22 protein-coding genes and 2 tRNA genes are annotated in these 23,424 nt (G+C 68.8%); 7 read left to right on the top strand and 17 right to left on the bottom strand.

From position 1 onward, the window contains the following. The first annotated feature begins 462 nt into the window (after window positions 1-462). Together Raf01_RS41960 and Raf01_RS41955 are read left to right on the top strand one after the other, a co-directional pair. On the top strand, window positions 463-660 hold the full coding sequence (locus Raf01_RS41960; protein ID WP_239134390.1) for a hypothetical protein: 198 nt from the start codon (window positions 463-465) through the stop codon (window positions 658-660). Between the two features lie 21 nt (window positions 661-681). Continuing rightward, a complete protein-coding gene (locus tag Raf01_RS41955) occupies window positions 682-1,542 on the top strand; it encodes a GNAT family N-acetyltransferase (RefSeq protein ID WP_203923702.1) in 861 nt (286 codons plus the stop codon). Here Raf01_RS41955 and Raf01_RS41950 read toward each other — a convergent pair. Together Raf01_RS41950 and Raf01_RS41945 are read right to left on the bottom strand one after the other, a co-directional pair. Then, window positions 1,535-2,341 (bottom strand): carbon-nitrogen hydrolase family protein, encoded by an 807-nt coding sequence (locus Raf01_RS41950; RefSeq protein WP_203923701.1) that lies wholly within the window; start codon window positions 2,339-2,341, stop codon window positions 1,535-1,537. The two genes, Raf01_RS41955 and Raf01_RS41950, sit on opposite strands and share 8 nt — an antisense overlap. 139 nt (window positions 2,342-2,480) lie before the next feature. After that, a complete protein-coding gene (locus Raf01_RS41945) occupies window positions 2,481-3,314 on the bottom strand; it encodes a DMT family transporter (protein ID WP_203923700.1) in 834 nt (277 codons plus the stop codon). Window positions 3,315-3,340: 26 nt separating this feature from the next. Between Raf01_RS41945 and Raf01_RS41940 the strand changes: the two genes are divergently transcribed. Then, window positions 3,341-3,970 carry a helix-turn-helix transcriptional regulator gene (locus tag Raf01_RS41940; protein WP_239134389.1) on the top strand — a complete coding sequence of 210 codons (630 nt, stop codon included), beginning with the start codon at window positions 3,341-3,343 and terminating at the stop codon, window positions 3,968-3,970. Between the two features lie 83 nt (window positions 3,971-4,053). Here Raf01_RS41940 and clpX read toward each other — a convergent pair whose 3' ends face one another. The 5 genes from clpX to Raf01_RS41915 all read right to left on the bottom strand — a co-directional run bounded on the left by clpX (window position 4,054) and on the right by Raf01_RS41915 (window position 8,542). Beyond that, complete coding sequence (gene clpX / locus Raf01_RS41935; protein WP_203923699.1) at window positions 4,054-5,343, bottom strand: ATP-dependent Clp protease ATP-binding subunit ClpX; 1,290 nt, start codon at window positions 5,341-5,343, stop codon at window positions 4,054-4,056. Window positions 5,344-5,552: 209 nt separating this feature from the next. Beyond that, entirely contained in the window at window positions 5,553-6,176 is a 624-nt protein-coding gene (locus Raf01_RS41930) for an ATP-dependent Clp protease proteolytic subunit (protein ID WP_239134388.1), read from the bottom strand. 16 nt (window positions 6,177-6,192) lie between these two features. Further along, window positions 6,193-6,816 carry a ClpP family protease gene (locus Raf01_RS41925; RefSeq protein ID WP_203923698.1) on the bottom strand — a complete coding sequence of 208 codons (624 nt, stop codon included), beginning with the start codon at window positions 6,814-6,816 and terminating at the stop codon, window positions 6,193-6,195. Window positions 6,817-6,986: 170 nt separating this feature from the next. Continuing rightward, window positions 6,987-8,360, bottom strand: coding sequence for a trigger factor (tig, locus tag Raf01_RS41920; RefSeq protein ID WP_203923697.1), 1,374 nt, complete (start codon window positions 8,358-8,360; stop codon window positions 6,987-6,989). A gap of 108 nt (window positions 8,361-8,468) precedes the next feature. Beyond that, window positions 8,469-8,542 (bottom strand) — tRNA-Pro (locus tag Raf01_RS41915). Between the two features lie 134 nt (window positions 8,543-8,676). Here Raf01_RS41915 and Raf01_RS41910 point away from each other — a divergent pair. Both Raf01_RS41910 and Raf01_RS41905 read left to right on the top strand, forming a co-directional pair. Further along, window positions 8,677-8,747, top strand: a tRNA-Gly gene (locus tag Raf01_RS41910). Between the two features lie 329 nt (window positions 8,748-9,076). Next, the gene (locus Raf01_RS41905) at window positions 9,077-9,913 is read left to right on the top strand and encodes a hypothetical protein (RefSeq protein ID WP_203923696.1); all 837 of its coding nucleotides are present in this window, start codon (window positions 9,077-9,079) and stop codon (window positions 9,911-9,913) included. A 24-nt stretch (window positions 9,914-9,937) separates the two neighbouring features. Here the strand turns inward: Raf01_RS41905 and Raf01_RS41900 are convergent, their stop codons facing one another. Beyond that, window positions 9,938-10,444 (bottom strand): GNAT family N-acetyltransferase, encoded by a 507-nt coding sequence (locus tag Raf01_RS41900; RefSeq protein ID WP_239134387.1) that lies wholly within the window; start codon window positions 10,442-10,444, stop codon window positions 9,938-9,940. Window positions 10,445-10,450: 6 nt separating this feature from the next. Next, a complete protein-coding gene (gene tsaA / locus Raf01_RS41895) occupies window positions 10,451-10,861 on the bottom strand; it encodes a tRNA (N6-threonylcarbamoyladenosine(37)-N6)-methyltransferase TrmO (RefSeq protein ID WP_203923695.1) in 411 nt (136 codons plus the stop codon). Between the two features lie 180 nt (window positions 10,862-11,041). On the opposite strand from tsaA, the gene Raf01_RS41890 reads away from it, so the two are divergent. Further along, window positions 11,042-12,466 (top strand): hypothetical protein, encoded by a 1,425-nt coding sequence (locus tag Raf01_RS41890; RefSeq protein ID WP_239134386.1) that lies wholly within the window; start codon window positions 11,042-11,044, stop codon window positions 12,464-12,466. A gap of 315 nt (window positions 12,467-12,781) precedes the next feature. Here the strand turns inward: Raf01_RS41890 and Raf01_RS41885 are convergent, their stop codons facing one another. The 8 genes from Raf01_RS41885 to Raf01_RS41850 form a co-directional block, all read right to left on the bottom strand. Continuing rightward, entirely contained in the window at window positions 12,782-14,170 is a 1,389-nt protein-coding gene (locus Raf01_RS41885) for a tryptophanase (protein WP_203923694.1), read from the bottom strand. After that, complete coding sequence (locus Raf01_RS41880; RefSeq protein ID WP_203923693.1) at window positions 14,170-15,330, bottom strand: tryptophan dimethylallyltransferase family protein; 1,161 nt, start codon at window positions 15,328-15,330, stop codon at window positions 14,170-14,172. Before Raf01_RS41880 ends, Raf01_RS41885 begins: the two co-directional genes overlap by 1 nt. Before the next feature lie 306 nt (window positions 15,331-15,636). Beyond that, window positions 15,637-16,209 (bottom strand): GTP-binding protein, encoded by a 573-nt coding sequence (locus tag Raf01_RS41875; RefSeq protein WP_373319746.1) that lies wholly within the window; start codon window positions 16,207-16,209, stop codon window positions 15,637-15,639. Window positions 16,210-16,226: 17 nt separating this feature from the next. Next, window positions 16,227-16,592: a DUF742 domain-containing protein gene (locus Raf01_RS41870; RefSeq protein WP_203923692.1), complete on the bottom strand. Its 366-nt coding sequence runs from the start codon at window positions 16,590-16,592 to the stop codon at window positions 16,227-16,229. Window positions 16,593-16,603: 11 nt separating this feature from the next. Then, entirely contained in the window at window positions 16,604-16,984 is a 381-nt protein-coding gene (locus Raf01_RS41865; protein WP_239134383.1) for a roadblock/LC7 domain-containing protein, read from the bottom strand. Window positions 16,985-17,025: 41 nt separating this feature from the next. Continuing rightward, window positions 17,026-19,551: a sensor histidine kinase gene (locus tag Raf01_RS41860; RefSeq protein ID WP_239134382.1), complete on the bottom strand. Its 2,526-nt coding sequence runs from the start codon at window positions 19,549-19,551 to the stop codon at window positions 17,026-17,028. Between the two features lie 835 nt (window positions 19,552-20,386). Further along, on the bottom strand, window positions 20,387-21,115 hold the full coding sequence (locus Raf01_RS41855) for a GntR family transcriptional regulator (RefSeq protein WP_203923690.1): 729 nt from the start codon (window positions 21,113-21,115) through the stop codon (window positions 20,387-20,389). A 6-nt stretch (window positions 21,116-21,121) separates the two neighbouring features. Next, window positions 21,122-22,324: a dipeptidase gene (locus Raf01_RS41850; RefSeq protein WP_203923689.1), complete on the bottom strand. Its 1,203-nt coding sequence runs from the start codon at window positions 22,322-22,324 to the stop codon at window positions 21,122-21,124. Between the two features lie 295 nt (window positions 22,325-22,619). Between Raf01_RS41850 and Raf01_RS41845 the strand changes: the two genes are divergently transcribed. After that, window positions 22,620-23,345, top strand: coding sequence for an alpha/beta hydrolase family protein (locus Raf01_RS41845; protein WP_203923688.1), 726 nt, complete (start codon window positions 22,620-22,622; stop codon window positions 23,343-23,345). Window positions 23,346-23,424: the final 79 nt, after the last annotated feature.

Here is a 23,424-nt window from a genome sequence, read left to right as displayed (position 1 = left end):
AGAACCAACCCTTTTAAGGAGGGAGGCTTTGGGGCAACTTCACTAACTTACCCGGTCAGATCCGGTTCGTCAAGCCCTTCGTGCCGGCCTGTTCGTTCCTGACCGTTCCACCCACGCTAACGCCGCCGTGACCGGCTGCGACTTGCTGGGAGGTCCGCCGAGACCGGCCGGCCGGACCGCTCTCGCGCTCCTTGCCCGCCCGGCTCCTCGCCGGCTTCGTAACTTTACCCTTTCGGCTCTCGAAGTTCAAATCCCCGTTTCCGCGGATCAAACCCGATTACCAGCCAACCCGAACTCGAAAGTCCTGGTCAACCGCCTGTCGGACCGGCCGTTTTGTCCGGTGTCCCGCAGGCAGAGAGAAAGTTACGTGGCGGGGGCACCCGGCGTCAAATCGGCGGCTGTTGACTCACGTCACACGGGTACCAGCGCGCGTGCTGGCGAGCACGCGGTTCAATGGCTGACATGTCCCACGACTCCGGGCTGACCCTGCTGTTCCCCATGTGGCAGCTGGTGATCGGGGGCTGCGTGCTGGCCGCGGTCGTGCTGTCGATCGGGCCGCTGCTGCGCCGCGGACCGACCCGGATGTCCCGCGCGCTGATCGTCACCGATGGGGCCGCGCTGGCCATCACGGCGGTCGGAATCATGTTGGCCGGCCACTGACCGGTCCACGAGACTGCCACCATGCGCTGTTACGAGGACCGGGATCCGGTCGAGTTCGCCCGCCGCGTGTGGCCGTTCCTGGAACGGGATCCGGTGCGGACCAACGTCATCGGCAGCATCCTCGAGCAGTCCGCGACCGACGGCGTCCCGCCGGCACCGGGTACCCGCTGGCTCCGGGTACACGACGGGCACGGACTCGTCGGCGTCGCCCTGTGGACCCCGTCGCACGGCATCGGGCTCTCGCCCATGCCCACCGGTGCCGCCGAGGCGCTGGCCGACCACCTCGCCGCCGAGAGCGCCCGAGCGCCCAGGGCGAACGGGATCGAGGAGCCGGCCGGCGTGTTCGCCGACCGGTACGCCGGGGCAACCGGCCGGAGCGCCATTCGCGTCACGAGACAGGGGCTGTACCGCCTGGATCGGGTGACCCCACCGGTCGAGGTACCCGGCCGCCCGCGTCCCGCCGTCCGGGCGGACCGGCCGCTGATCCTGGCCTGGCTCAGGGCGTTCCACGACGACGTGGATCCGCACCGCCCCCCGGACGACATGGGGTCGCAGGTCGACCGCTGGCTCGCGACCGGACCCCTGATGTGGTTCTGGGAGGTCGACGGCGAGCCGGTGAGCTTCGCCCGGCGTACCCCGATCACTCCGGGCCCCGGCCTGCGCACCACTGTCGCCCGCGTCGGCGCCGTCTACACGCCACGGGAGCACCGCGGGCACGGGTACGCCAGCGCGAACGTGGCCGCGGTCAGCCAGAACGCCCTGGAGTCCGGCGCACGGGCGTGCATGCTCTACACCGACCTCGCCAACCCGACCAGCAACAAGATCTACCAAGCGATCGGGTACCGGCCGGCCGGCACCGCCGGGGTGTGGCGGTTCAGCTGACCGGCAGCCGGCGGTTGGCCAGGCTGGGCAGCTCGGCGCGGATCGTACCGAGCCGGTCGAGGTCCAGGTCCGCCACGGAGACGCCGACCTGGTCCGGCGCCTGCGCGAGAACCGTTCCCCACGGATCGACAATCATGCTGCGCCCGAAGCAGGTGCGGTTGGGCTCGTGGTCTCCGATCTGGCCGGCGGCGACCACGAAGCACTGGTTCTCGATCGCCCGGGCGCGAAGCAGCACCTCCCAGTGGTCGCGCCCGGTGTGCAGCATGAACGCGGCCGGTACCACCAGGATCGACGCGCCGTCGACCACCGCGAGGTGCCGGTACAGCTCGGGGAAGCGCAGGTCGTAGCAGATCGACAGGCCGACGGTCTGCCCCTCCACCCGCACCGAGACTGGCTGGTCCCCCGGGGTGACCGACGCGGACTCCAGGTAGGACACCCGGCCGGGGATCTCGACGTCGTACAGGTGGATCTTCCGATAGACGCCGGCGAGCGCGCCCTCACGGTCGAAGACCAACGATGTGTTGTACGTGTGCGCCGCATCCGGCCCGGCCTCGTGGAACGAGCCGGCGTGCACCCACATCGACAGCTCCCGGGCCGCGTCGGCGAAGAACTGCCCGTACTCGCCGTCGATCGGCTCTGGCTTGGGCAACCCGGCGGCGCGGCCGAGGTAGTCCGTGAACTCCGGGAGTACCGCGAGGTCCGCGCCGGCGGCCGCGGCCCGCTCCAGCAGGGATCGCGCTACGGCGAGGTTGGCGGCCCGGTCGTCCCGGGCGTTGAGCTGGCACACGGCGACACGCATGCCCCCAGCCTAGGTCCTGGACGAGAACCGGCGAGCGGACCGAAGACGCGGGCCGAAGACGCGGGCCGAAGACGCGGGCCGAAGGGCGGTGACCGAAGGGCCGTGACCGGAGACGCACTGGCCGGAGATCCGGCAACGGTCAGGACGCGACCAGGACGAGCGCGACCGCGGCCAGGCCCAGGCCGGTGAGCTGGATCGGGCGTACCCGTTCCCGGTCGACCCCGAACGCGAGCAGCACGGTACTCACCGGGTACAGCGCGGCGACCGGCGCCACCACGGACAGCAGGCCGCGGATGGCGGCTTCCAGGTAGAGCACGTTGGCGAGGATGTCCAGCGGTCCGGCCAGCATCGCGAAGCCCAGCGAGCGTCCGCGCAACCGCAGTCCGGTCCGGGTACGTGCGGCCACCAGCAGCCCCGCCCCGACCGAGGCGACGCGCACCGCGAGCAACGGCCACAACCCGGCCGGCGCACCGCCCGCCCGGCCGAGCAGGGTGAAGAAGATGCCGAACATGGCGCCGGAGGTCAGGGCGAGCGCCACGAGGCGGGGGGTCACCTTGGCCCGCCCTCCGCCGGTGAGGCTCACCATGCCGATCGCCAGGATCGCGCAGCCCGCCCCGACCAGCTCAAGGGTGGACGGGGCACGTTCCAGGATCAGCCCGGCGACCATCGGCACGAGAGCCGAGGAGATCGCGGTGACCGGGGCGAAGATGGCCATCGCGCCCTGGGCCAGCCCCCGGTACAGCAGCAGGATGCCGACGAACCCGGCGAGCCCGGCGACCAGGCCCCAGCCCAGCGCGGCCACGCTCGGCGACCCGCCCGCAAGCGCCAGAGCCAGGGCCAGGATCGGGAGCCCACAGCACTGGGACAGGACCGTGACGGTCAGCGCGTTGGCGCGCTGGGTCGCCTTGCCTCCACAGAAGTCGCTGGTGCCCCAGACGGCGGCCGAGGCGGCCGCGAGCAGAATGGGCAGCACGGAGCGTTTGTATCATAATATTGACCGTGGAGGACAGTGTGTTGACCGACACAGGGGGATCCGCGAAGGGCTCCCGGGGCGTCGATGCCGTGACCGCGGCTGTCGCCCAGCACGTCCGCGCGCTGCGCCAGGCCCGCGGGTGGTCGCTCGACGAGCTGTCCGGCCGGTCCGGGGTGAGCAAGGGCATGGTGGTCCAGATCGAGGGAGGCAGGACCAACCCCAGCATCGGTACCTTGTGCCGGATCGCCGACGCCTTCGGCGTATCGGTCGCACGGCTCCTGGAACCGGATCCGCCCCGCGAGGTACGGGTGAGCGACGCCGCCGCGGCACCGTTGCTCTGGCGCGGCGGGAAGGGCGGTTTCGCGCGCCTGCTGGCCGGCGTCAACGATCCCAACTTCGTCGAGTTCTGGGAGTGGCAGCTACACCCCGGCGACGTCCACGAGTCGCCCGATCACGCGCCGGGTACCCGGGAGCTGCTGCACGTCCTGAACAGCGAGCTGATCGTCACCGTGGCGGCGGCGGATCACCGGGTACGGGCCGGCGAGACGATCGACTTCATGGGCGACGAGGCGCACGCGTACCGCAACGATGCCGACGTACCGGTGCGCGTGCTCATGGTGGTGGTCATGCCCTCGGGCGGATTCGACCGCCGATGACCGCGCAGCTGGGATTTCCGCGCAGCTGAGATGACCGCGGCGCTGACGGAGCCTGTCCTGCCGACGGTCCGTCGGCAGGACAGTCAGGCGGACTTCTCCTCGCGGTCGCGAGCCCGGCGACGCCCGACGAATTCGCGGGGCACGATCGTCGGGTTCACGTTTTCCAGGACGACCTCACGGGTGATCAGCACCCGGGCGGCGTTGGGGTTGCTGGGCACCTCGTACATCACGGAGAGGAGTACCTCTTCCATGATCGCGCGAAGGCCGCGTGCCCCGGTGCCACGCAGGTTGGCCTGATCGGCGATGGCGTCCAGCGCGTCGGGCTCGAACTCCAGCTCGACGCCGTCGAGCTCGAACAGCCGCTGGTATTGCTTCACCAGCGCGTTGCGCGGCTCGGTCAGGATGCGCACGAGCGCGTCGCGGTCGAGGCTGCGTACGTTCGTGATCACCGGGAGCCGGCCGATGAACTCCGGGATCAGCCCGAACTTCAACATGTCTTCCGGCATCACCTGGGCGAACACGTCGTCGAGGGAGCGCTCGGTGATCGAGCGGAGGTTGGCGCCGAAGCCCAGCCCGCCCTTGCCCACCCGGGACTCGATGATCCGGTCCAACCCGGCGAACGCACCACCGCAGATGAACAGGACGTTGGTCGTGTCGATCTGAATGAATTCCTGGTGGGGGTGCTTGCGCCCGCCCTGGGGCGGGACGTTCGCGACCGTGCCCTCGAGGATCTTCAACAGCGCCTGCTGGACGCCCTCACCGGACACGTCACGGGTGATCGACGGGTTCTCCGACTTACGCGCGATCTTGTCGACCTCATCGATGTAGATGATGCCGGTCTCCGCGCGCTTGATGTCGTAGTCGGCCGCCTGGATCAGCTTGAGCAGGATGTTCTCGACGTCTTCACCGACGTAGCCGGCCTCGGTCAACGCGGTGGCGTCGGCGATCGCGAACGGCACGTTGAGCATCCGGGCGAGGGTCTGCGCGAGGTGTGTCTTGCCACACCCGGTCGGCCCGATCAGCAGGATGTTGGACTTGGCCAGCTCGACGCCGGAGTCGCCGGGGCCGCTGCCCGAGTCGGCCTGGATGCGCTTGTAGTGGTTGTAGACCGCTACTGCGAGTGCCTTCTTGGCCTGATCCTGACCCACCACATACTGGTCGAGGAACTCGCAGATCTCGATCGGCTTCGGCAGCTCGTCCCACTTGACGTCCGGGGACTCCGCGAGCTCTTCCTCAATGATCTCGTTGCACAGGTCGATGCATTCATCGCAGATATAGACCCCTGGTCCCGCGATGAGCTTTTTGACCTGCTTCTGCGACTTACCACAGAAGGAACACTTCAGTAGGTCGCCGCCGTCGCCGATCCGTGCCACCTACGTTCTCCCCTGCATGTGATGGCCCCGTTCCACAGGCGCCTGGATCGGCGGTCGGCACACCGGGTGGCGGCCGCGTCTCCGGTCACCCGACGCCCAGGTCCGGGGTTGAAGGACCGACTTACAGACTCGACGTTACCCGGTCCGGGGGCGAAGTTGTCGACCCCCGGGCCGGGTGTCGCGGTAACACTTCGGCGATGGTCGCCGAATTACTTGCTACCGACGAGCGCCTTCTTACGGCTGCGGAGCACCTGGTCGACCAGACCGTACTCCTGGGCCTCGACCGCAGTCAGGAACTTGTCGCGGTCGATATCCCGACGCACCTTCTCGACCGGCTGGTCAGAGTGCCTGGACAGCATCTCCTCCAGCTGGGTGCGCATCCGGAGGATCTCCCGAGCCTGGATCTCGATGTCCGAGCCCTGGGCGAACCCGCCCTCGGTGGCCGGCTGGTGAATGATGATCCGCGAGTTCGGCAGGGCCATCCGCTTGCCGGCCGTGCCCGCGGCCAGCAGCACCGCGGCGGCGCTGGCCGCCTGGCCGAGGCACACGGTCTGGATGTCCGGCCGGACGAACTGCATGGTGTCGTAGATCGCGGTCATCGCGGTGAACGAACCACCGGGCGAGTTGATGTACATCACGATGTCGCGGTCCGGATCGGCCGACTCCAGGGTGAGCAGCTGCGCCATCACGTCGTTGGCCGACGCGTCGTCGATCTGCACCCCGAGGAAGATGATCCGCTCCTCGAACATCTTGTTGTACGGGTTGGATTCCTTGATCCCGTACGACGTGCGCTCGACGAACGACGGGAGGACATAGCGGTTGTAGACGTCCACGATTGGATTGTCCTCCTTACTGCAGGGTGCCGGCACCGGACGGAACCTGGCGCGCCCCGGAGATGACCTGGTCGATGAAGCCGTAGTCCCTCGCCTCTTCGGCGGTGAACCAGCGGTCGCGGTCGGAGTCGGTCTCGATCTGCTCCTGGCTCTGCCCGGTGTGGTGGGCCACCCGCTCCTGGAACATGCGCTTGGTGTAGAGCATCTGCTCCGCCTGGATGGCGATGTCGGCCGCCGTGCCGCCGATGCCGCCGGACGGCTGGTGCATCATGATCCGGGCGTGTGGCAGCGCGTACCGCTTGCCCCGCGTCCCCGCGCACAGCAGAAGCTGGCCCATGGACGCGGCCATGCCCATGGCAACGGTCGCCACGTCGTTCGACACGTACTGCATGACGTCGTAGATGGCGAAGCCGCTGTAGACGGAGCCACCCGGCGAGTTGATGTAGAGCCAGATGTCGCGGGACTCGTCCTCGGCCGCGAGCAGTAGCAACTGGGCGCAGATCCGGTTGGCGACCTGGTCGGTCACCTCGCTGCCGAGGAAGATGATGCGCTCGCGCAGCAGCCGGTTGAACACCGCGTCGTCGAGGTTGCCGCCAACTTGTTCGGCGCTGCGCGCCGTTGGAATGATCAGATCGGTCATGGCAGCCCTTCGCGTCCAAGAATTCCGAATTCGAGCTCCGGATCCAACCGGCCGCGAGGCCGGCGAAGAATCCCTCGTACGCCCGACACTAACCGCTGATTCGGATGGGAACTTCCTTCCGCGCCTACTGTTCGCTCAAAGCGCACGTGTCGCGGACGGACGTGCCGGAATCAGTGGTCGTGGTCATGATCGTGGTCGTGCTCGTGATCATGCTGGTCGGCACCGGCCTCGCCCCGCAGGTCCTCCAGGCTGATCGCCTCGCCGGCACTGTCGGTGATCTTGATCTGGTCCAGGACCTGCGCCAACGCCTTGCCGCGGCGGACGTCGCCGTACACGGCCGCGGCCATGCCCGAGCGGACCAGCTGGTCGTAGTACTGCTGGGGCGGAACCCCGACCCGCTGGGCGCGGTGCACGATCTCGTGCCCGTACTCGTCGTCGGTGACCTCAATCTCTTCGCGGTCGGCCAGGGTGTCCAGGACCAGCTGGATCTTGACGCCCTCCGTCGCCGACTCGGTGAGCTCCTTGTCGACGTCCTCGGCGGACTTGCCCTCGGCGCTGAAGTACTCCTCCAGCGAGGCGCCCATCCGCTCCAGTTCGTCGGTCATCGCCTGCTTGCGCTGCTCGACCTCGTCGCGCACGACACCCTCGGGCGCCGGCACGTCGGTCGCCTTGACCAGCTCCTCCAGCGCCTTGTCACGGGCCGCGTAGAGCTGCTCGACGCGCTTGGCCCGGCCGAGCCGGGTGCGTAGGTCCTCGCGCAGCTCGTCCAGGGAGTCGAACTCGCTGGCGAGCTGGGCGAAGTCGTCGTCCAGCGGCGGGAGCTGCTTCTCCTTGACGGTGCGGACGGTGACCGCCACCTCAGCGTCCTTGCCGGCGAAGTCGCCGCCGACGAGCTGGGTGGTGAACGACGTCGACTCGTCGGCCGACATCCCGCCGAGCACCTCGTCGAGGCCGGGCAGCAGCTGGTTGCTGCCGACCTCGTGGGAGATGTTGGTGGCCGATCCGCCGGGAACCTCCTGGCCGTCGACCGTGGCGGCGAGATCGATCTGCGCGTAGTCGCCGACCTGCGCCGGGCGCTCCACGGTCTTCAGCGTCGCGAACCGCTCACGCAGCGCGTTGACCTGATCGTCGATCTCGTTGTCGCCGATCTGGATCGCGTCGACGGTCACCGCGATGGTGTCAAGATCCGGCAGAGTGATCTCGGGGCGGACGTCGAGTTCGGCGGTGAAGATCAGCGGCTCGCCGTCGGAGAAATCGGTGATCTCCACCGAGGGCCGGCCGAGGCTCTTGACGTCGTGCTCCCGGACGGCGGCGACGATCTGAGTCGGGATTGCGTCCTGAACGGCCTCGTTGAGCACCGTGCCCCGGCCGATCCGCTGGTCGATGACGGACGCGGGGACCCGACCCTGCCGGAATCCCGGCACGTTGACCTGCGAGGCGATCTCCCGGTACGCCTTCTTCAGGCTCGGTTCGAGCTCTGCGAACGGCACCTCGATCGCAAGCTTCACCCTCGTCGGGCTCAGAGTCTCGACGGTGCTCTTCACGGCGTACTCCTTGATGATCTGAAGAAGATTAGGGCTCGGTCGAGTGTAGGCGAGGCGACACGCGCGGTACCCAGCCGGGCGCCACACATGCCTACTTCTGATCACAAGTCGGGGTGGCGGGATTTGAACCCACGGCCCCTCGCTCCCAAAGCGAGTGCGCTACCAAGCTGCGCTACACCCCGTAGCGTGGGTGAAGTGTAAGCGGTCGGGCGGGGTGTCCGCTTGTCGGGCTGGTCGGACCGCTTCGGTGGGAACTGGTTCGGCATGGGCGGCGGTCAACTTGTACGCTAGGGACGCCCCGGGCGATCGGGGCGACGCGGCCGTAGCTCAATGGCAGAGCTTCAGTCTTCCAAACTGACGGTGAGGGTTCGATTCCCTTCGGCCGCTCTTAACACCTCCTGGCACGTCCCGTGCAGGTCGGGGCCGGTTTCTGGCCCGCGTGGCTCATCGTTTGATCCCACCATTCGATCTCTTCCGGACGCTCGGGCTACCGCCGCGTCCCTGAGCCGCGTCGGCCGGGCCGCGTCGGCCGAGCCGACCGTCGAGCGTGTCCGGCATCGCGCGGATTTCACCGATCGATTCCGCGGCCGGCGACCGGTTCGCGACCAGCGACCGCAAGACCATGATCGATCGCTTGTGCCGGCTGTTGCGCCGAGAACGCGAAACGCGCCGACCGGGGGCGTCACGATAGGACCGATTGGTGTAACAATCCGACCGTGACGTACGACCTGGCCGTCTGGGAGGGCGAGCCGCCGACCACCGGGGACGCCGCCGCCGCGACGTTCCGGGATCTCTACAAGAGGTATGCCGACGCGGATCCGACCCCGCCGCCGACTCAGCGGATCCTCGACTTCGTCGAGGGGCTGCTGGCGAAGTGGCCGCAGGCCGGGGATCCGGCGCCGTGGCCGACCGCACCGCTCAACCAGGCCGCCGGACCGCTGGCGTACCTCCAGCTGGTCGACGAGCACGCCGAAGAGGTGACGGCCTTCGCCGCGAGCCTCGCCTGGGCACACGGCCTGGTCTGCTTCGATCCCCAACGCGAGCGGTTGCTGACCCCGCTGCCCGACCACGCCGCTCTCGACCTGCTCGTCCAGGCCGGCAAGAGCATCCAGGCCATCGCAAAGATCCGGGAGCGGTTCGGCTGTACTTTGTCGGACGCGGTCGGCATCTACGACCGCCGGTTCCGCGCCATCGCCGAGCGATGCCGCCCACCGGAGCACGAGCCGCCGGCGTACGTATTGACCACCGGACAGGGCCGCACGATCAACAACCCGTCGACGGCGGCACTGCACCGGGTGCTCATCGAGCTGGCGCCCACCCGGTGGTCCGCCAGCCTGACCCGGCGGGACGGCTGGTTCGTACGGGTCGGCCTGGGCTCCCCCGCGGGCACCCGGCCGGGTTGGTACGCGCTGGAACGCCAGGACGGCCGCGAGGACGCGCGCTACCGCACCATCCTCACGGACGTACAGGAGGTCATCGCGGCGTTCAACGGCTTCGCCGTCGACGACCCGAACTGGGCCCGCCGCTACACCTGGCAGCCTCACGCGATCTAGCTCAGCCTCGGCGATCCGCCGGCATCAGAGATCGCGCCGCATGACCACACGCGGCCAGCGATCCAGGCCGTGCGCGGCCTCACGCTCACGGATCGCCCGCAGACCCGGCGTCCACCGGGCCTCGTCCACGACCCGGAAACCGCACCGCAGGTAGTACGGCGCGTTCCAGGGCACCTCCGCGAAGGTGGTGAGGGTCAGCGCTGGTACCCCGCCGGCAGCCGCCCGTTCGGCGACGTGCTCCAGCAGCGCGCGCCCGAGTCCGCGACGCGCATGGTCCGGGTGCACCGACACCTGCTCGACGTGGACGTTGCCGTCCACCGGGTCGGTGATCAGGTAAGCGACGGGCCGGTCCGCCCCGTCGGCGGTGACCCACGCCCGGCCCGTCCGCTGGTACCCGGCGAGCACGTCGACCGGAAATGGCTCGTCATCGGCGATCTCCGCCATGCCCAGGTCCCGGAAACACTCCCCCGCGGCGCGTTCGATGTCCCGCAGGACGTCCAGCTCCGCGGCGGTCGCCGCACGGATGCGCACCGGCGGCTACCGTTCCGTGCCCAGGACCGGCTTCACGTCCACGATCGGCGTCCCGTCCAGGGCTTCCAGGTCGCGTACCCGGACCCGGGTGCCGTCGACCGCGACGATCCCGACCCGGTGCAGGCCGATCGGGTTCGGGCGGTCCGGCGAGCGGGTGCTGAACACGCCGGTCTCCGGCCGCTCCCGGTCACCGCGCGGGCGGACCACCAGGACGTCGCGGTGAGCGCGGTGCAGCCAGGTCAGTACCAGCATGTCGGCGCCGGGTCGCAGATCGCGGATGCCGTCGGCGACCTCCGGCTCGAAGACCAGCCACGCGTCGGGTGCTCCCTCGTCGCCCTGCTTCGGGGCGGTGTGACGGTCGGTCAGCGTGGACTCCACCCACCCGATCGGCCGCACGACGTACGCGTTGTCGTCCACGACCGGTCAGCGTAGCGGTCACGTCCGCTGTCATGGCAGACCGCTACCCGTCGATCGAGTCGCCAACCTCACAGCCCGGCCCGGGACTGCGTCGCGCCTCGTTGCGCTACCGGACCCGCCGCTCGGATCTCCCTCCGCGCCGCTCGTCACCGGCGCCACCTGCTCGGTAGATTTCCGGTCGTGACCCTGGACAGCTCAGCCCCGACCGCGCGAGACCGGTCCCCCGGTCTCGCGCAGTCTGCCGTTTTCGCGGGTGTGATCGGCGCGCTCGCCGGCGCGGCGGTGAGCGGGCACTGGGGCATCCTGGCCGGCGTCCTCGGCGCGATCGGCGGGGGCGCCGTCATCGGCGTGGCGGACGCGGTGGCCCGGGCGCGGCAGCGGCCCGGCGAGATCCCGGCACTGTGGTCGCGGATCGTGATGAGCGGCGCGCTGGCCATTCCCCTCGGTTGGGTGGCCGGACGCCTCGGTGCCGGGCAGCTCGTGGTGGGCATCGCGGCCGGACTGGTGGCGGGGTTGCTCGGGGTGCGGCCGTACAAGGTCGCGCTGGGGCCGGTCGTCGGCGCCGCGATCGGCGGGGCGGCGGTCGCCATCGGATCAGGGGTGCCGGTCTCGGCGGTGGCCGGTGCCGCCGTTGTCGCTTTCCGGCTGGTGTCGGCGCTGCTGTTCCGGGACCCGCAGGTGAGCCTGCTCGCCGACCGGGTGCCCGCGGCCGACCTGCCGTTCGTGGTACCGCTTCAGGCGCGTACCCGGTACGTGGGGACCGGGTACGTCCGGGATCTGGCACAGGTGCTCGGCGGCACCTACCTGGCCGCGGCACCCGACGTCGGGATCGTCGCCTCCCTCGACGAGCTGGCCGGCCCGGAATTCGACCCGGCCCGGGTCGATCCGCTGGTACGCGAGTTCTACGAGCACACCACCCGGTTCACGCTGGACATCGTGCCGAAGTGGCGGATGTGGGTACGGCCGGGCTACCTGCTGTACCGCAGGCTGCTCGCCCGCCCGCTGGGGCAGGCCAACCTGCCGATGAACCAGCGCGAGACGCTGCGCGGCATCTCCAGCCGCATCGACACCATCACCACCAGCGTCGACGGGGTGGTCGGGGTGCGCGGCTGGATCCGTTCGTTCACGGACAACGACGAGCCCATCTATGTCGGCATCTACACCACGTACCGGCACGGTGGACGCGGGTACGTCAGCGTCGGCTTCCCGTTGCCGCAGGCGAGTTTCACCGCGACGCTGGAGCCTCGGCTGCGCGACGGCGGCGGCCTGGTGCTGCGCAGCCGCGGCGAGTCGACCACGCATCCGGGCCACTATCTGACCCACGTCGACGAGGACAGCGGCGGGCTCATCACGCTGGCGGTGCACGGCTTCGCCGAGCAGTTGGACGTCTACCTGCGCGACGGTGAGCTGCGGGCCGAGCACGCGTTCTCGGTCTTCGGACTGCCGTTTCTGGTGCTGCACTATCAGCTGCGCCGCAAGCCGGTGGCGGCGGAGCCGCCCGTGCGGGGCGGAGCGGTTGGAACGGTCGCCGCCGAACCGGAAAGCCTGCCGATGGAGGCCGGGCCAATCGAGGTCAGGCCGATGGAGGCCGGGCCGATCGAATAGCGCCGGTCGAACAACGCCGGGCCGGTCGGCCGGCGGTGCGTCTGGCGGCACGGGCCTGCCGCCAGACGCCGGCACCACGTCCGTCGTGCTGCTGACTCCCGCCCAACTAGGGCGTCGGCCGGACGTCGACTGCCCGCGTGCCTAGCAGGCAGACGCTTGCCTGTGCGGATGGATCGGCGAACGCACAACCTCGCCGCCGGTCCACTCGCACGTGCTGGAATCCATCGAACATCACCTCATGCATCGCGGAAGCCCGGCCCCGCGTTACACGACAGGCAGTTCGAATTCGAAGCGCGTTCGGCCGCACACATCGTGTCAGGTCAACGGTTCCAGGCGCACCTTGAAGTGACGCAGGATCGGCGGCGCCGAGACGATCCGGTACCCGCTGACCCGCTCCGGGTCCTTCGCGATGTCGGCGAGGATCGCCGCGACGTACTCCAGATGGGTGTCCGTGTAGACCCGCCGAGGAATCGCCAGCCGGACCAGTTCGAACGGCGCCGGCGTGACCAGTTGGTGGTTCTCGTCCATCGCGCCCAGGTACAGCGATCCGAGTTCCGCGCAGCGGATGCCGCCGTCGAGGTACAGCTGGCAGCCCAGAGCGTGGCCGGGGAACTGAGCCGGCGACAGGTGTGGCAGGAGCCTGCCGGCGTTGAGGTAGAGGGCGTGGATGCCGGCCGGCTGGACCGTGTCCACCCCGGCGTCGTTTATCAGCTGCGCCATCCGTGCCGTGGAAGCGGCGCGCGCCTGCAAATACCAGGGATCGACCACCTCACGCAGCCCCTGGGCCAACCGTTCCAGGTCGTGGCCGGCCAGGCCGCCGTACGTGGAGAAGCCCTCCGTGGCGATCAGGTTGGCCTCGCACGCGGCGTGCAGTTGCTCGTCGCGCAGGCCGATGAACCCGCCGACCGCCGACAACCCGTCCTTCTTCAGGCTCACCACGCACCCGTCGGCGTACCCGAACGCCGTGGTCGCGATCTGCCGTGGAGCCATGTCCCGGTAGGCCGGTTCGCGCTCGTGCACCAGCCACGCGTTCTCGGCGAACCGGGCCGCGTCGAGAAAGAACGGGATCCGGTGGCGACGGCACAGCTCGCTGGTCGCCTTCAGGTTGGCCATGGACACCGGCTGCGCGCCGAGGCCGTTGTTGGTGATGGTCATCAGGACCAGCCCGACCTTGCCGCCGTCCGGACCGTCCAGCAGGTGTTCCAGGGCGTCGAGGTCGATGTTGCCCTTGAACGGCTCGCTGCTGTCCAGATCGGCCGCCTCGGCGCACGGCAGGTCGACCGGCCGCGCGCCGACCAGCTCGACGTTGGCGTGCGTGGTGTCGAAGTGCGTGTTGCTCACGCAGATCTGGCCGGGCTTCAGGAGGTTGGAGAACAGCACCCGCTCGCCGGCCCTGCCCTGGTGCACCGGAAGGATGAACGGGTACCCGGTGAGGCTGCCGACCTGGTCGCGGAACCGGAACCAGGAGCGCGCGCCGGCGTAGGACTCGTCGCCGAGGGCGGCCACGGCCTCCTGCGCGTCGGAGGTGGCGCCGGTGCCCGAGTCGGACAGCAGGTCGATGGTGATCTGGTCGGCCCGGAGGTTGAACGGGTTGTATCCGGCCGAAGCGATGGCCATACGCCGCTGCTCGGCGCTGAGGAACGCGATCGGCTCGACAACCTTGATCCGGTACGGCGGCAGCATCCTGCCCGGCTCTACTGGCATCACTCACTCCTTGCGATGGTGGGATCCGGCCGCACCGCAGCCATCCGGAGTTCGGGGTGTTCTCCGGCGAGGGAAGGGAGTAGCGGGCGTGGCGGATCGACCCGGTACGCCTCGGCGGACAGGTACACGGTCACGCCCGGTCGGGGTGGTCCCAGTCGAAGTGAGACGTGCGCGATGAGCCCGACGCCGTCACGCAGCGGCCTGCGTGCCACCGCGTCGATCGCCCGGTCGAGCTGGCCGCTGTCGAACCCGTACCGTTCCAGCAGCCCGGTGACCCGGCGGTAAGCCTGCTCGTCGTCGCGGACGTAGCTGCGGATCGGGACGTAGACGCTGTACCCGACCGGCCGGTCCTGGCCGGACAGGAAGGTGTAGCTGCCCACCAGCGGCCGGCCGGCGAAGGTGACCGTCCCGCCGCCGGCCAGCGCGCAGAATTCGGCGATCTCGTCCGCCTCGATGCCGGCGACAGCCCGGGCCGCGCGGACCACGTCCCGGGCCTGAGCGTTGTAGTGACTGAGGTAGAGCTTGACCCGCGCGTGCGGCTGGTCGTGGAGGTCCACCGCGAAGAACGTCAGCCGGTCGTCCCGCCCCAGTTCGCCCGGGCGGATGGCGTATTCCAGTGCCGTGTCGTACGACTTCTCCAGACCGAGCCGTCTCAGCGCCTCGGCCACCAGGCCCGGAGCCCGGTGAACGCCCTTGACCTCGGGATTGAAATACACCTTGAACTCGGGCCGCCGTCCCGGACGGAACACCATCGAGTGCCAGAGTCCGAAGTCACCGCGCGGGTCGTCGGTGGCAAACAACTCGTTCACCTGGTCGAACCGGGAGACCGCGAGGCCGAACCGGCCGGCCTGCGCTTGAATGAACCGGCGTGCGGCGGACATATTCGTCGTCGCACTCGGTACCGTGTCCAGTGCCTCGCCGAGAATGCGGAGAGTGAGGCGGTCCGGCTCACTCTCATTGAAGGCGACCGAATACTCGATCGGAGTGTGGTCGTCAGCGATGCCGGAGGGCCACGCAGGAGGCTCCGACAATGGACGTGAGCCGGCCGGTCCAAGAAGCTCAGTCAGCAGTTCTCCGGCTGGTCGCGGATCTGCCCCGACGATTTCACATAGGCCCTTTAACTGAAGATCCAGACGCTCAAGCAGGGACAGCTCATCCATTCTCTGCTCCACTCACGGTGGGAACTCCCGCTCGTGCCGGACGTGATCGTAACGCGTCCGTCAAGATCGGTCACCTGTCGTAACGATCTTGAAATGGCCCAAGGTCGGTTCAGTCGAGCCGAGGCAGCCCCGCCCCGGCGAGGCCAAAACGGCCGCTACGCAGGGGCGTTATTCGCACATCGCCAGACAATCGGTGGAGGCTTTCGCCGTCATTGTCCAATTTGGGGAGATGCGCACGGGCCGCAAGATCAGCCCAAGTACCAGGCCACTTCATGGGATTCCCGCGCCACACGACCGGCCTCCCCCCTACACGGTCGACCAGGTCTCGACCGGTAATTGAGCCATCGCGTGCTCCACCAGCCTGATCAGCGTGACCGCGCTGGAGTCCCGGTCCCGGGCGTCGCACCACATCAACGGGGCGTCCTGGCGAAGCTTCAGCGCGTTCCGGATCTCGTCTTCGTCGTACGGGCATTCCCCGTAGAACTTGTTCACGGCGGCGACAAACGGTATCTGGCGCTGTTCGAAATAGTCGATTGCCGGGAAACTCGCATCCAGTCGCCTGGTGTCGACCAGGACGACCGCACCGATAGCGCCCTGCGAGAGTTCGTCCCACATGAACCAGAAGCGGTCCTGCCCCGGCGTGCCGAACAGATACAGCACTATGTCATCGGTGATGGTGATGCGCCCGAAGTCCAGCGCGACCGTGGTGCTGCGTTTGCCCTCGATACCACGGATGTCGTCCACGCCGACGCTAGCCTCGGTGATGTTCTCCTCGGTGGTCAGCGGAGAAATCTCGCTGACCGATCCGACGAACGTCGTCTTTCCGGTGCCAAACCCGCCCGCCACAATGAGCTTGACCGATTTACGAGCCACAACTATCAGTCCCTCTACGTTGTCTACAGACTCTTCAGGCGGACGAGAATCTTCTCCAGGATTCCGCGATCCACGATGGTCTCCTGGGCGGGCGATCCGACAGCGAGGAATTGCCGCTCAAGGAGAACGTCGACCAGAATTCTCGTCAAGGTGAGCGGGTACTTCAGATAGGAGGATATCTCTGCGATGGATATCCACGTCTGGCAACGCTTGACGATTGCGTCGTACTCCGGCTCCAAGCCGCCCGTGTCAGCTTTGAGGGCGATGACCTGAGTCGCGAGATCCAGACCGGCGGTGCGTGGACTCGTACGCCCATTGACCAGGACGTAGAGAGGCACGAGAGGTACCCCGTCCCCCTGGTCGGCGCCGTTCCAGATGTCGCGACTCATCGGCGGCAACCTCAGGGGCCATTCGGTGTGGGTACGCCGCTACGCGCTTCCGCGCCGAGGTGTGGTCTCAACCTGTCCACCAGCCGGCCGATCTCGTACGCGACCGTGCCCAGCTCCACCTCGACGTCGCACAGGACGGCCAACCGGCCGTTGCGCCCGGCTGCGGCGACGAACAGAGTCCGGTTGAGGAACTCAATCATGATGTGCTGGACCGGCCCGCTGCCGAAATCGCGCCCGGCCGCGAGGGCGAGGCTGTACATGCCGGATGCGCTGGCGCTCAGCCGGTCGGCGTCGTCACGGGTCAACTTCGAGGACTTCTGCAGCAGCAGTCCGTCGGTCGAGAGGACAGCGGCGTAGATCACGCTTGGAACCGCCGCGAGGTCATCCAGCATCGACGTAAGAACATCACGATCACTGTGTGGCATCAGATCCATCACGGGTTCCAGTCGTAGTCGTTGCTCGTGGGCGTTTCAGCGGTGTTGTCGGTGCGGCCAGCCTGCCGGCCCCGTTGGTACCGGGCGAACCGGTCCCGGTTCTCCTCGGGCGATCTGGTCGGCTCGGCGGGCTCGGATGGCACGCTGGTGTCACCGCCGCGCAACTGGGGCGCGAGGTGCCGCTGCGGCTTGCGCTCCGGCAACGGCGGCCGACTCGGCCGGGGCTTGCTGGGCACGCTCGCGCTGCCGACCCAGGAATTCGAAGGGTCCGCGGCGCTCGGGTCCGCAGCGATGTTGCCTGACTGTCGATCGTTCACCATGCTTTCCGGATGCTCCGTGCGCAGCTGTCCGCCGGTGGGGGCGCTGGCTGTCGGTCGAGTCACGGCGTACGCGTCCGTCGCCATCGTCGTCGCCGCGGCCTGGCCGGGCGGCTGCCGAGTGTCGTCGTACGTCGATGTGTGGCTCGCGTCGTCATAGGTTGACGCGTGCCGGGCGTCGTCGTATGTCGACGCGTGCCGGGCGTCGTCGTACGTGGACGTGGCCATCGCGAACGCGGGGGTGCTCTGGCTGGGCATGGCCGGGTGGATGCCGGCCGGTACGGTCAGCGGCGCCGCCGCTGTGTCCGTTGTGGACATCTGAGGATCGGCGATGAGGCGATCCGGCAGCAGTACGACCGCCAACAACCCGCCGTATGCCGAGGTGCGCAGCGTCACCTGGACTTTGTCGCGCTTCGCCAGCTCCGCCACGACCCACAGACCGACCTGCTTACCATCCTTGATGGTGTTCAGGTCGGGCGTCGGGGCGTTGGCCAGCAACAGGTTCGCGCGCTCCAGGTCGTCCAGCGGCATGCCGACGCCGGCGTCCTCGATCTCGATCACCGCGCCCCGGTGCGTTCCCATCGAGCGGCACGTGACCAGAACCTCGGTCGGCGGCCGCGAGAACGTCAGGGCGTTGTCGAGCAGCTCGGCGAGGAGGTGCGTGGTTCCGGCGACCGCATGGCCGGCCAACGCGATCTCGTCACTGTACCGGATCTTGATCCGCTGGTAGTGCAGCGTTTCCGCCTGCGCCGCGAGCAGCACCGAGCGCACCGGAACCGGCTTGGCGAACCGGCGCCCGGTCTGGCCACCGGCCAGGATGATGAGGTTCTCAAGGAATCGCCGGGTCTGCGCGAGCTTGTGGTTGACGTCGAACAGCTCGCCCAGCACTTCACCCTTCTGGTCGTCGAACCGCTTCTGCAGCCGCTCGATGACCTGCAGGCTCTGCTGCAGCGGGCCCTGCGGGCGACGGGCGACACCCTCGAGCATGGCCATACTCGCGGTCCGGGTCTTCGCCTCCTCGATGACGGCGCCGACCGCGACCTGCAGTGAGTTGTTCAGCGCCTCGGCGAGCTGCCCGATCTCATCGCCGCCGTAGTCCCGGCCGGGCAGCTCGACCGCGGGGTCGACATCTTCCTGCCGGCGCAGTCGATCCATCATCTCCGGCAGCCGCTGCTCCACCGCCATCGCGGCGTCCTCGCCGAGGCGGCCCAGCCGGACGACCAGAGCCTTGCCCACCAGCTGGTCGGACTGGCGGACCGCCCACCAGATGGCGCCGGCCGCGATGAGCAGGGCCAGGACACTGCCCAGTACCGCGGTCAGGAGCTGGACGTTACCGGTGTGCAGCGCCCGCGACGACACCTCGTCGGCCTGCGCGATGGTGAGGTTGATGAGGGCGTCGGAGACCTGGGTGGTCAGGGCGCCCCAACTCGCCGCGGTGGCGGCCAGGCTGTGCGGCACGCCGTCGGACCACCGGCCGGTGTTGATCAGCGTGTCTTCCGCGGCGATCAGCTGTTGCCAGGCGCTCCCCGAGGTGAGTTGCTCGTACTGCGCCCGCACCTCGGGCCGCAAATGCGCGGCCAGGTCGTTCAGCTGCGCGTGGTACGCGCCCACCAGACCGACGAACTGGAGGTAGTCGTCTTCGCTGAGTGCGTGGGAGCCGAACGCGCCGGTGATGGTCGAGCCCGCTCGCGACATCAGGTCGCTCGCGTGGAACGTCTCGGTGGCCGCGATACCGCCCTGGCTCGCGGTGACGTCGGGTACCACCCGGGCCTGCGTGTCGAACAGGTCTGTCGCCGAGTCGAGGAGCCCGTTGAAGAAGTCGTAGACGTGCTTCCGGTTGGCCGTGCCGGCGTCGATCGTGCTCCGGACCCCCTGAAGCTGGTCCAGGTTGTCGCTGAGCGCCTTCCACCGGGTCTTGATGGAGGCGGGCGCGAAAGTCAGTGCCGAGTTGGCCACCGAACGCAGGGTGGCCAGTCGCTCGTCGGTCTGTCGCCGCTGGTCGATGAGGTCCTGCAGGCCGCTGGACGGGTGCGCCAGGTAGGCGATGCTCAGACTCCGCTCCTGCTGGATAGAGGAGAGACCGGTCACCGCGGGAATCGACACCTGCCGGACGGTGCTGGCGACCTCACGGTCGTAGAAGCCGGTGGAGACCAGATAGCCGGACGCGACCAACCACAGCACCACCGCGGCGGCACTGGGGATAAGCACAAGCTGGATGACCCGCCGACGGATGGTTTTCTGCCGACCGCCTGCCGGCGCAGGCTCGGTGGTTTGATGGCGGCCATCGGAATCAGACTGGTGCTTGGTCACGACGCCCCGATTCATGGTAGTCGATGGGTGTTGCTGGCCATCAAGCATCCGTAGGTGGACTCACGCGGTCGGTGGAGTTCGGCCTCATCGTCGTCCAATCGCTACAGCCCAATGGGTGCGCCAGCGGTTGCCGCGCCTACCGACGCCGACACGAAGGCACACCCTACCCGCGACGGCCGTTCTCGTCACTACTTCGTGTTCGGGTGAAAATCGGGCCACCGTGGGGCCGGGCGTTCGCCCAGTTCATCGACGAAGAACGAGGCGTAGCCGGCCGATGGCGTACACGAAAATCCCTGCTAAAGGCCCCTGTCACGGGAGTGGTGACCATGATCACCCAAGTCATCGGACAAACCCCGTTTCATTCTCGTACGCCCCGACGATAAGCACTCCAGCCACGACGACCGGCCTGGGTCGCACCCAGACCGGTCGGACCTCTCCGCGCCGCCGGACCAGGAGAGACAGCCCCGCGGCGCAGCCGGCCCACAGGAGGACACGCATGACCCTGGTGGAGCACACACCGCGCGGGACCGGCCCGGTGAGCCGGTCATTTCGGTAGCGGCGACCGCATCCCACCCGATCGTCCATCTCGGACGGTCTATGTGGACAGTCGGCGTCGATGTGGACAGCGTGACGGTCGGCCGTGGACGGTTTGGCGTGGCACGGCTGGTTTGGCATGGCGTGGACGGTTCGGCGCGACGTGGACAGTTCGATGTGGACAGTCGCGTGTGGACGGTCAACCGTGCCTGGTGATCCGCAGGGTCAGGACGTCGCTGCGAACCAGGATGTGGCCGTGGAACAGTGGCACGTTCTCCGAGCCGAACCCGAGCTGGACCGCGCTGATCAGTGGGTGCCCGGCGGCCACCGCGAGGCGGTCGACCGCGTCGCCCTCGGCCAGAACCGCGGCCATCTCGATGTCGGTGCGCCGGACCGGCATGCCGGTCGCGCGGGCGAGGAACTCCAGCAGGTCCAGGTCGATGCTGACCAACGCGGACGGGTCGAGTTCGTGACCGGACACCGCCAGCGGCAGGTGGTCGCGGATCCACGCCGCCGGTACGCCGTCGACCGCGAAGAGCCGGTCCACCCGCCATACCGTGGAATCCGGCGCGCAGTGCAGCGCCTCGGCGCAGTCCGCCGGGCAGGGCACCCGCCGGACCGACGCGTCGTGCAGGTCCGGCCGGTGCCCGGCCGCGCTGATCTTGTCACGTAGCGCGATCACGTCGCCCAGCGACACCGGCACCCCAACCGGCGGCTGGAGGACGAACGTGCCCACACCCCAGGTACGCGAGACCACGCCGGCCGCGACGAGCTGGCCGATCGCCTCGCGCATGGTCGCCCGGCTCACCGCGAGCCGGGTGGCCAGCTCCCGCTCGTTGGGCAGGCGGTCGCCCGGCCGGAGTTCGGCGCTGATGAGCTCACGCAGCTTCGCCTGCGCGGCGTCCTGAGCCGTCTCCCGCCGAGCCATCCGTCCTCACCAGACCTGTTCGAGCACCCGGATCGCGTTGCCGCCGATCACCTTGGCGATCTCGTCGTCCGAGTAGTCGTGCTTGACCAGCCAGCCGACCACGCTGTTGAACGCCTCGGCCGGATTCTCCATGCCGGCAACGTACGGTACCCGAGGGTGATCGGGCACGGGACGGGCGTCATGGGCGTAGTTGTTGGCGTAGGTCTGGTGCACCCCGACGTGATCCCCGAACATCGTGTCCGGCCCGAACGTCACGTGGTCGATCCCGACCAGCTCGGCGCAGTACACGAAGTGGTCCATCACCGATTCCAGTGAGTGCTCCGGATGGGCGACCGACAGCGTGGTGTGCGGGGCCGCCTCGATGCCGATCACTCCCCCGCGCTCGGCGCACGCCGTGATCACCTCGTCCGGCTTCATCCGCGGGATGTCCCAGACGGTCCGGGAGCCGGCGTGCGTAATGAACACCGGCACCCGGCTCGCCTCGATGGTCTCCAGGCTGGTGCGGTCGCCCGAGTGCGAGATGTCGATGGCGATGCCGAGCCGGTTCATCCGGTCCACCGCCCGCCGGCCGAAGTGGGTCAGCCCACCGTCGGAGTACTCGGACAGCCCGCCGCCGAGCATGTTGGACTGGCTGTACGCAATGCCGAGCTGGCGCACGCCGAAGCCGTACAGGATGTCGATGCGGTCGAGTTCGTTCTCGATCGGGGTGCTGCACTCCAGGCCGGCGACCAGGGCCAGTTGCCCGGCACGCTTGGCGGCGTGGATGTCGGCCAGCGAGGTGGCGTGCACGATGTAGTCCTGCTTGGCCACGTCGGACAGGCGCATCCCGAGCGCGTAGATGAGGTCGTTCCACTTCCAGCCGTTCTCGCTGGTGACACACGAGGCGCCGGCCATGAAGTTGTCGAACACCGCGGTGAGACCGGAGCGGGCCAGCCCGGCGTACGCGGTGTGCTGGCGGGCGGTGCGGTTGTACGCGCGCAGCTCGCTGACGTCCTGAGGAAGGACGACCGGGTGCTCGTGCAGCGAGATCACCACGTTCTCGGCGAGGAGCCGGCCGGCCCGCTGCCGCTGGGCTTCGGTCAGGCCGAGGTCGTAGTCGGGCACGCGGCCCACTTCGGGCGCCAGCTCGAAGACCCGGTAGTCCAGGTTCGGCTCCAGGTACGAGTACGACGTGTGGCCGCGGTAGCGCGGCGCCGCTTCTTGCAACAAGGAAACTCCCCTTACAGCACGCTGCGTCGGCCAGCCCGCCTCGCCGCCCGTACGGCACGAGGACAGAGGTCTGACCTCTTCCCTCCGGCCACAGTACGGCCGGCAGTCGGGCCGGGGACCGGTCGGGTGCCGGGCGTCACATACATCGGTCGGCCGAAATCTCACGGGACAGCACCACTCGGTGACGCCTCGTATACTGCCCGACGTGGGAGCGCTTCCACGAAGTTGCCGGGGAGGGATCGCGATGCGACCGAGGCTGTCGAGAACCGCACGAGTTTTGGCCACCGGACTCGCGATGATCGCGTTCGCCGGCTGCTCCAGCGCTCCCTCCCCGGCGGCGACGCCGGCCGAGCTGCTCGTCGGCGAGGACTGCCCCGACCTCGTGGCGGGCGGCACCCAGGTGCACTTCGCCGACGGGCACGGTGCGTCGCTCACCGCCGTGACGCTGGGCACCGGCAAGACCGGCGTGGTGCTGGCCCACATGTCCGACGGGGACGTGTGCGGCTGGCTCGCGTACGCGCTGCAGTTGGCCAAGGGCGGATACCGGGCGATGGTCTTCTACTTCCACGGGTACGGCACGTCCAGCGCCGGCACGGACGACAGCTCGCTGGACGGCGACGTGGTCGCCGCCGCCGGATACCTGCGCGGGCACGGCGTCGAGACGATCGCCCTGGTCGGCGCGTCCATGGGCGGCACGGCCACCGTGGCGGCGGCCACCGAGCTCTCGCCGCCGCCGGCCGTGGCGATCAGCCTCTCCGCACCGAAGTTCTACCAGGGCGTGGACGCGCTGACCGCCGCCGGCAAGCTCACCGTGCCGGTGCTGTACGCGGTCGGCCAGGGCGACACCGACTTCACCGGCCAGACGCAGGCGCTGTACGACGCGACACCCGCCTCCACCGGGCGCACCATCCTGATCGCTCCGACGACGGCGCACGGTACGGGCATGGTCGGCGCGCCCGGCTCGCAGGTACGCGACGCGATGGACAAGGCGCTGCGCGACCACGCGCCGGTCGCCGGCTGAGCGCCGGCGCTCCTGCCACGATCGCGGTTTCGCGGCTCGATCGTTGGGCATACCCGACGGTTGACGCACGCCGCCGATC

Source organism: Rugosimonospora africana (genome assembly GCF_016862975.1).
Lineage (GTDB): Bacteria > Actinomycetota > Actinomycetes > Mycobacteriales > Micromonosporaceae > Rugosimonospora > Rugosimonospora africana.
Note: the sequence above shows the minus strand (reverse complement) of the source record. Positions and strands in the feature narration are given on the sequence as shown.

Coding starts and splice junctions, on each gene's coding strand:
- Raf01_RS41885 (WP_203923694.1), bottom strand. CDS start 14,170: ATGCCAGTAGAGCCGGGCAGGATGCTGCCGCCGTACCGGATCAAGGTT.
- Raf01_RS41865 (WP_239134383.1), bottom strand. CDS start 16,984: ATGCTGGATGACCTCGCGGCGGTTCCAAGCGTGATCTACGCCGCTGTC.
- Raf01_RS41870 (WP_203923692.1), bottom strand. CDS start 16,592: ATGAGTCGCGACATCTGGAACGGCGCCGACCAGGGGGACGGGGTACCT.
- Raf01_RS41960 (WP_239134390.1), top strand. CDS start 463: ATGTCCCACGACTCCGGGCTGACCCTGCTGTTCCCCATGTGGCAGCTG.
- Raf01_RS41880 (WP_203923693.1), bottom strand. CDS start 15,330: ATGGATGAGCTGTCCCTGCTTGAGCGTCTGGATCTTCAGTTAAAGGGC.
- Raf01_RS41925 (WP_203923698.1), bottom strand. CDS start 6,816: ATGACCGATCTGATCATTCCAACGGCGCGCAGCGCCGAACAAGTTGGC.
- Raf01_RS41955 (WP_203923702.1), top strand. CDS start 682: ATGCGCTGTTACGAGGACCGGGATCCGGTCGAGTTCGCCCGCCGCGTG.
- Raf01_RS41950 (WP_203923701.1), bottom strand. CDS start 2,341: ATGCGTGTCGCCGTGTGCCAGCTCAACGCCCGGGACGACCGGGCCGCC.
- Raf01_RS41845 (WP_203923688.1), top strand. CDS start 22,620: ATGATCGCGTTCGCCGGCTGCTCCAGCGCTCCCTCCCCGGCGGCGACG.
- Raf01_RS41855 (WP_203923690.1), bottom strand. CDS start 21,115: ATGGCTCGGCGGGAGACGGCTCAGGACGCCGCGCAGGCGAAGCTGCGT.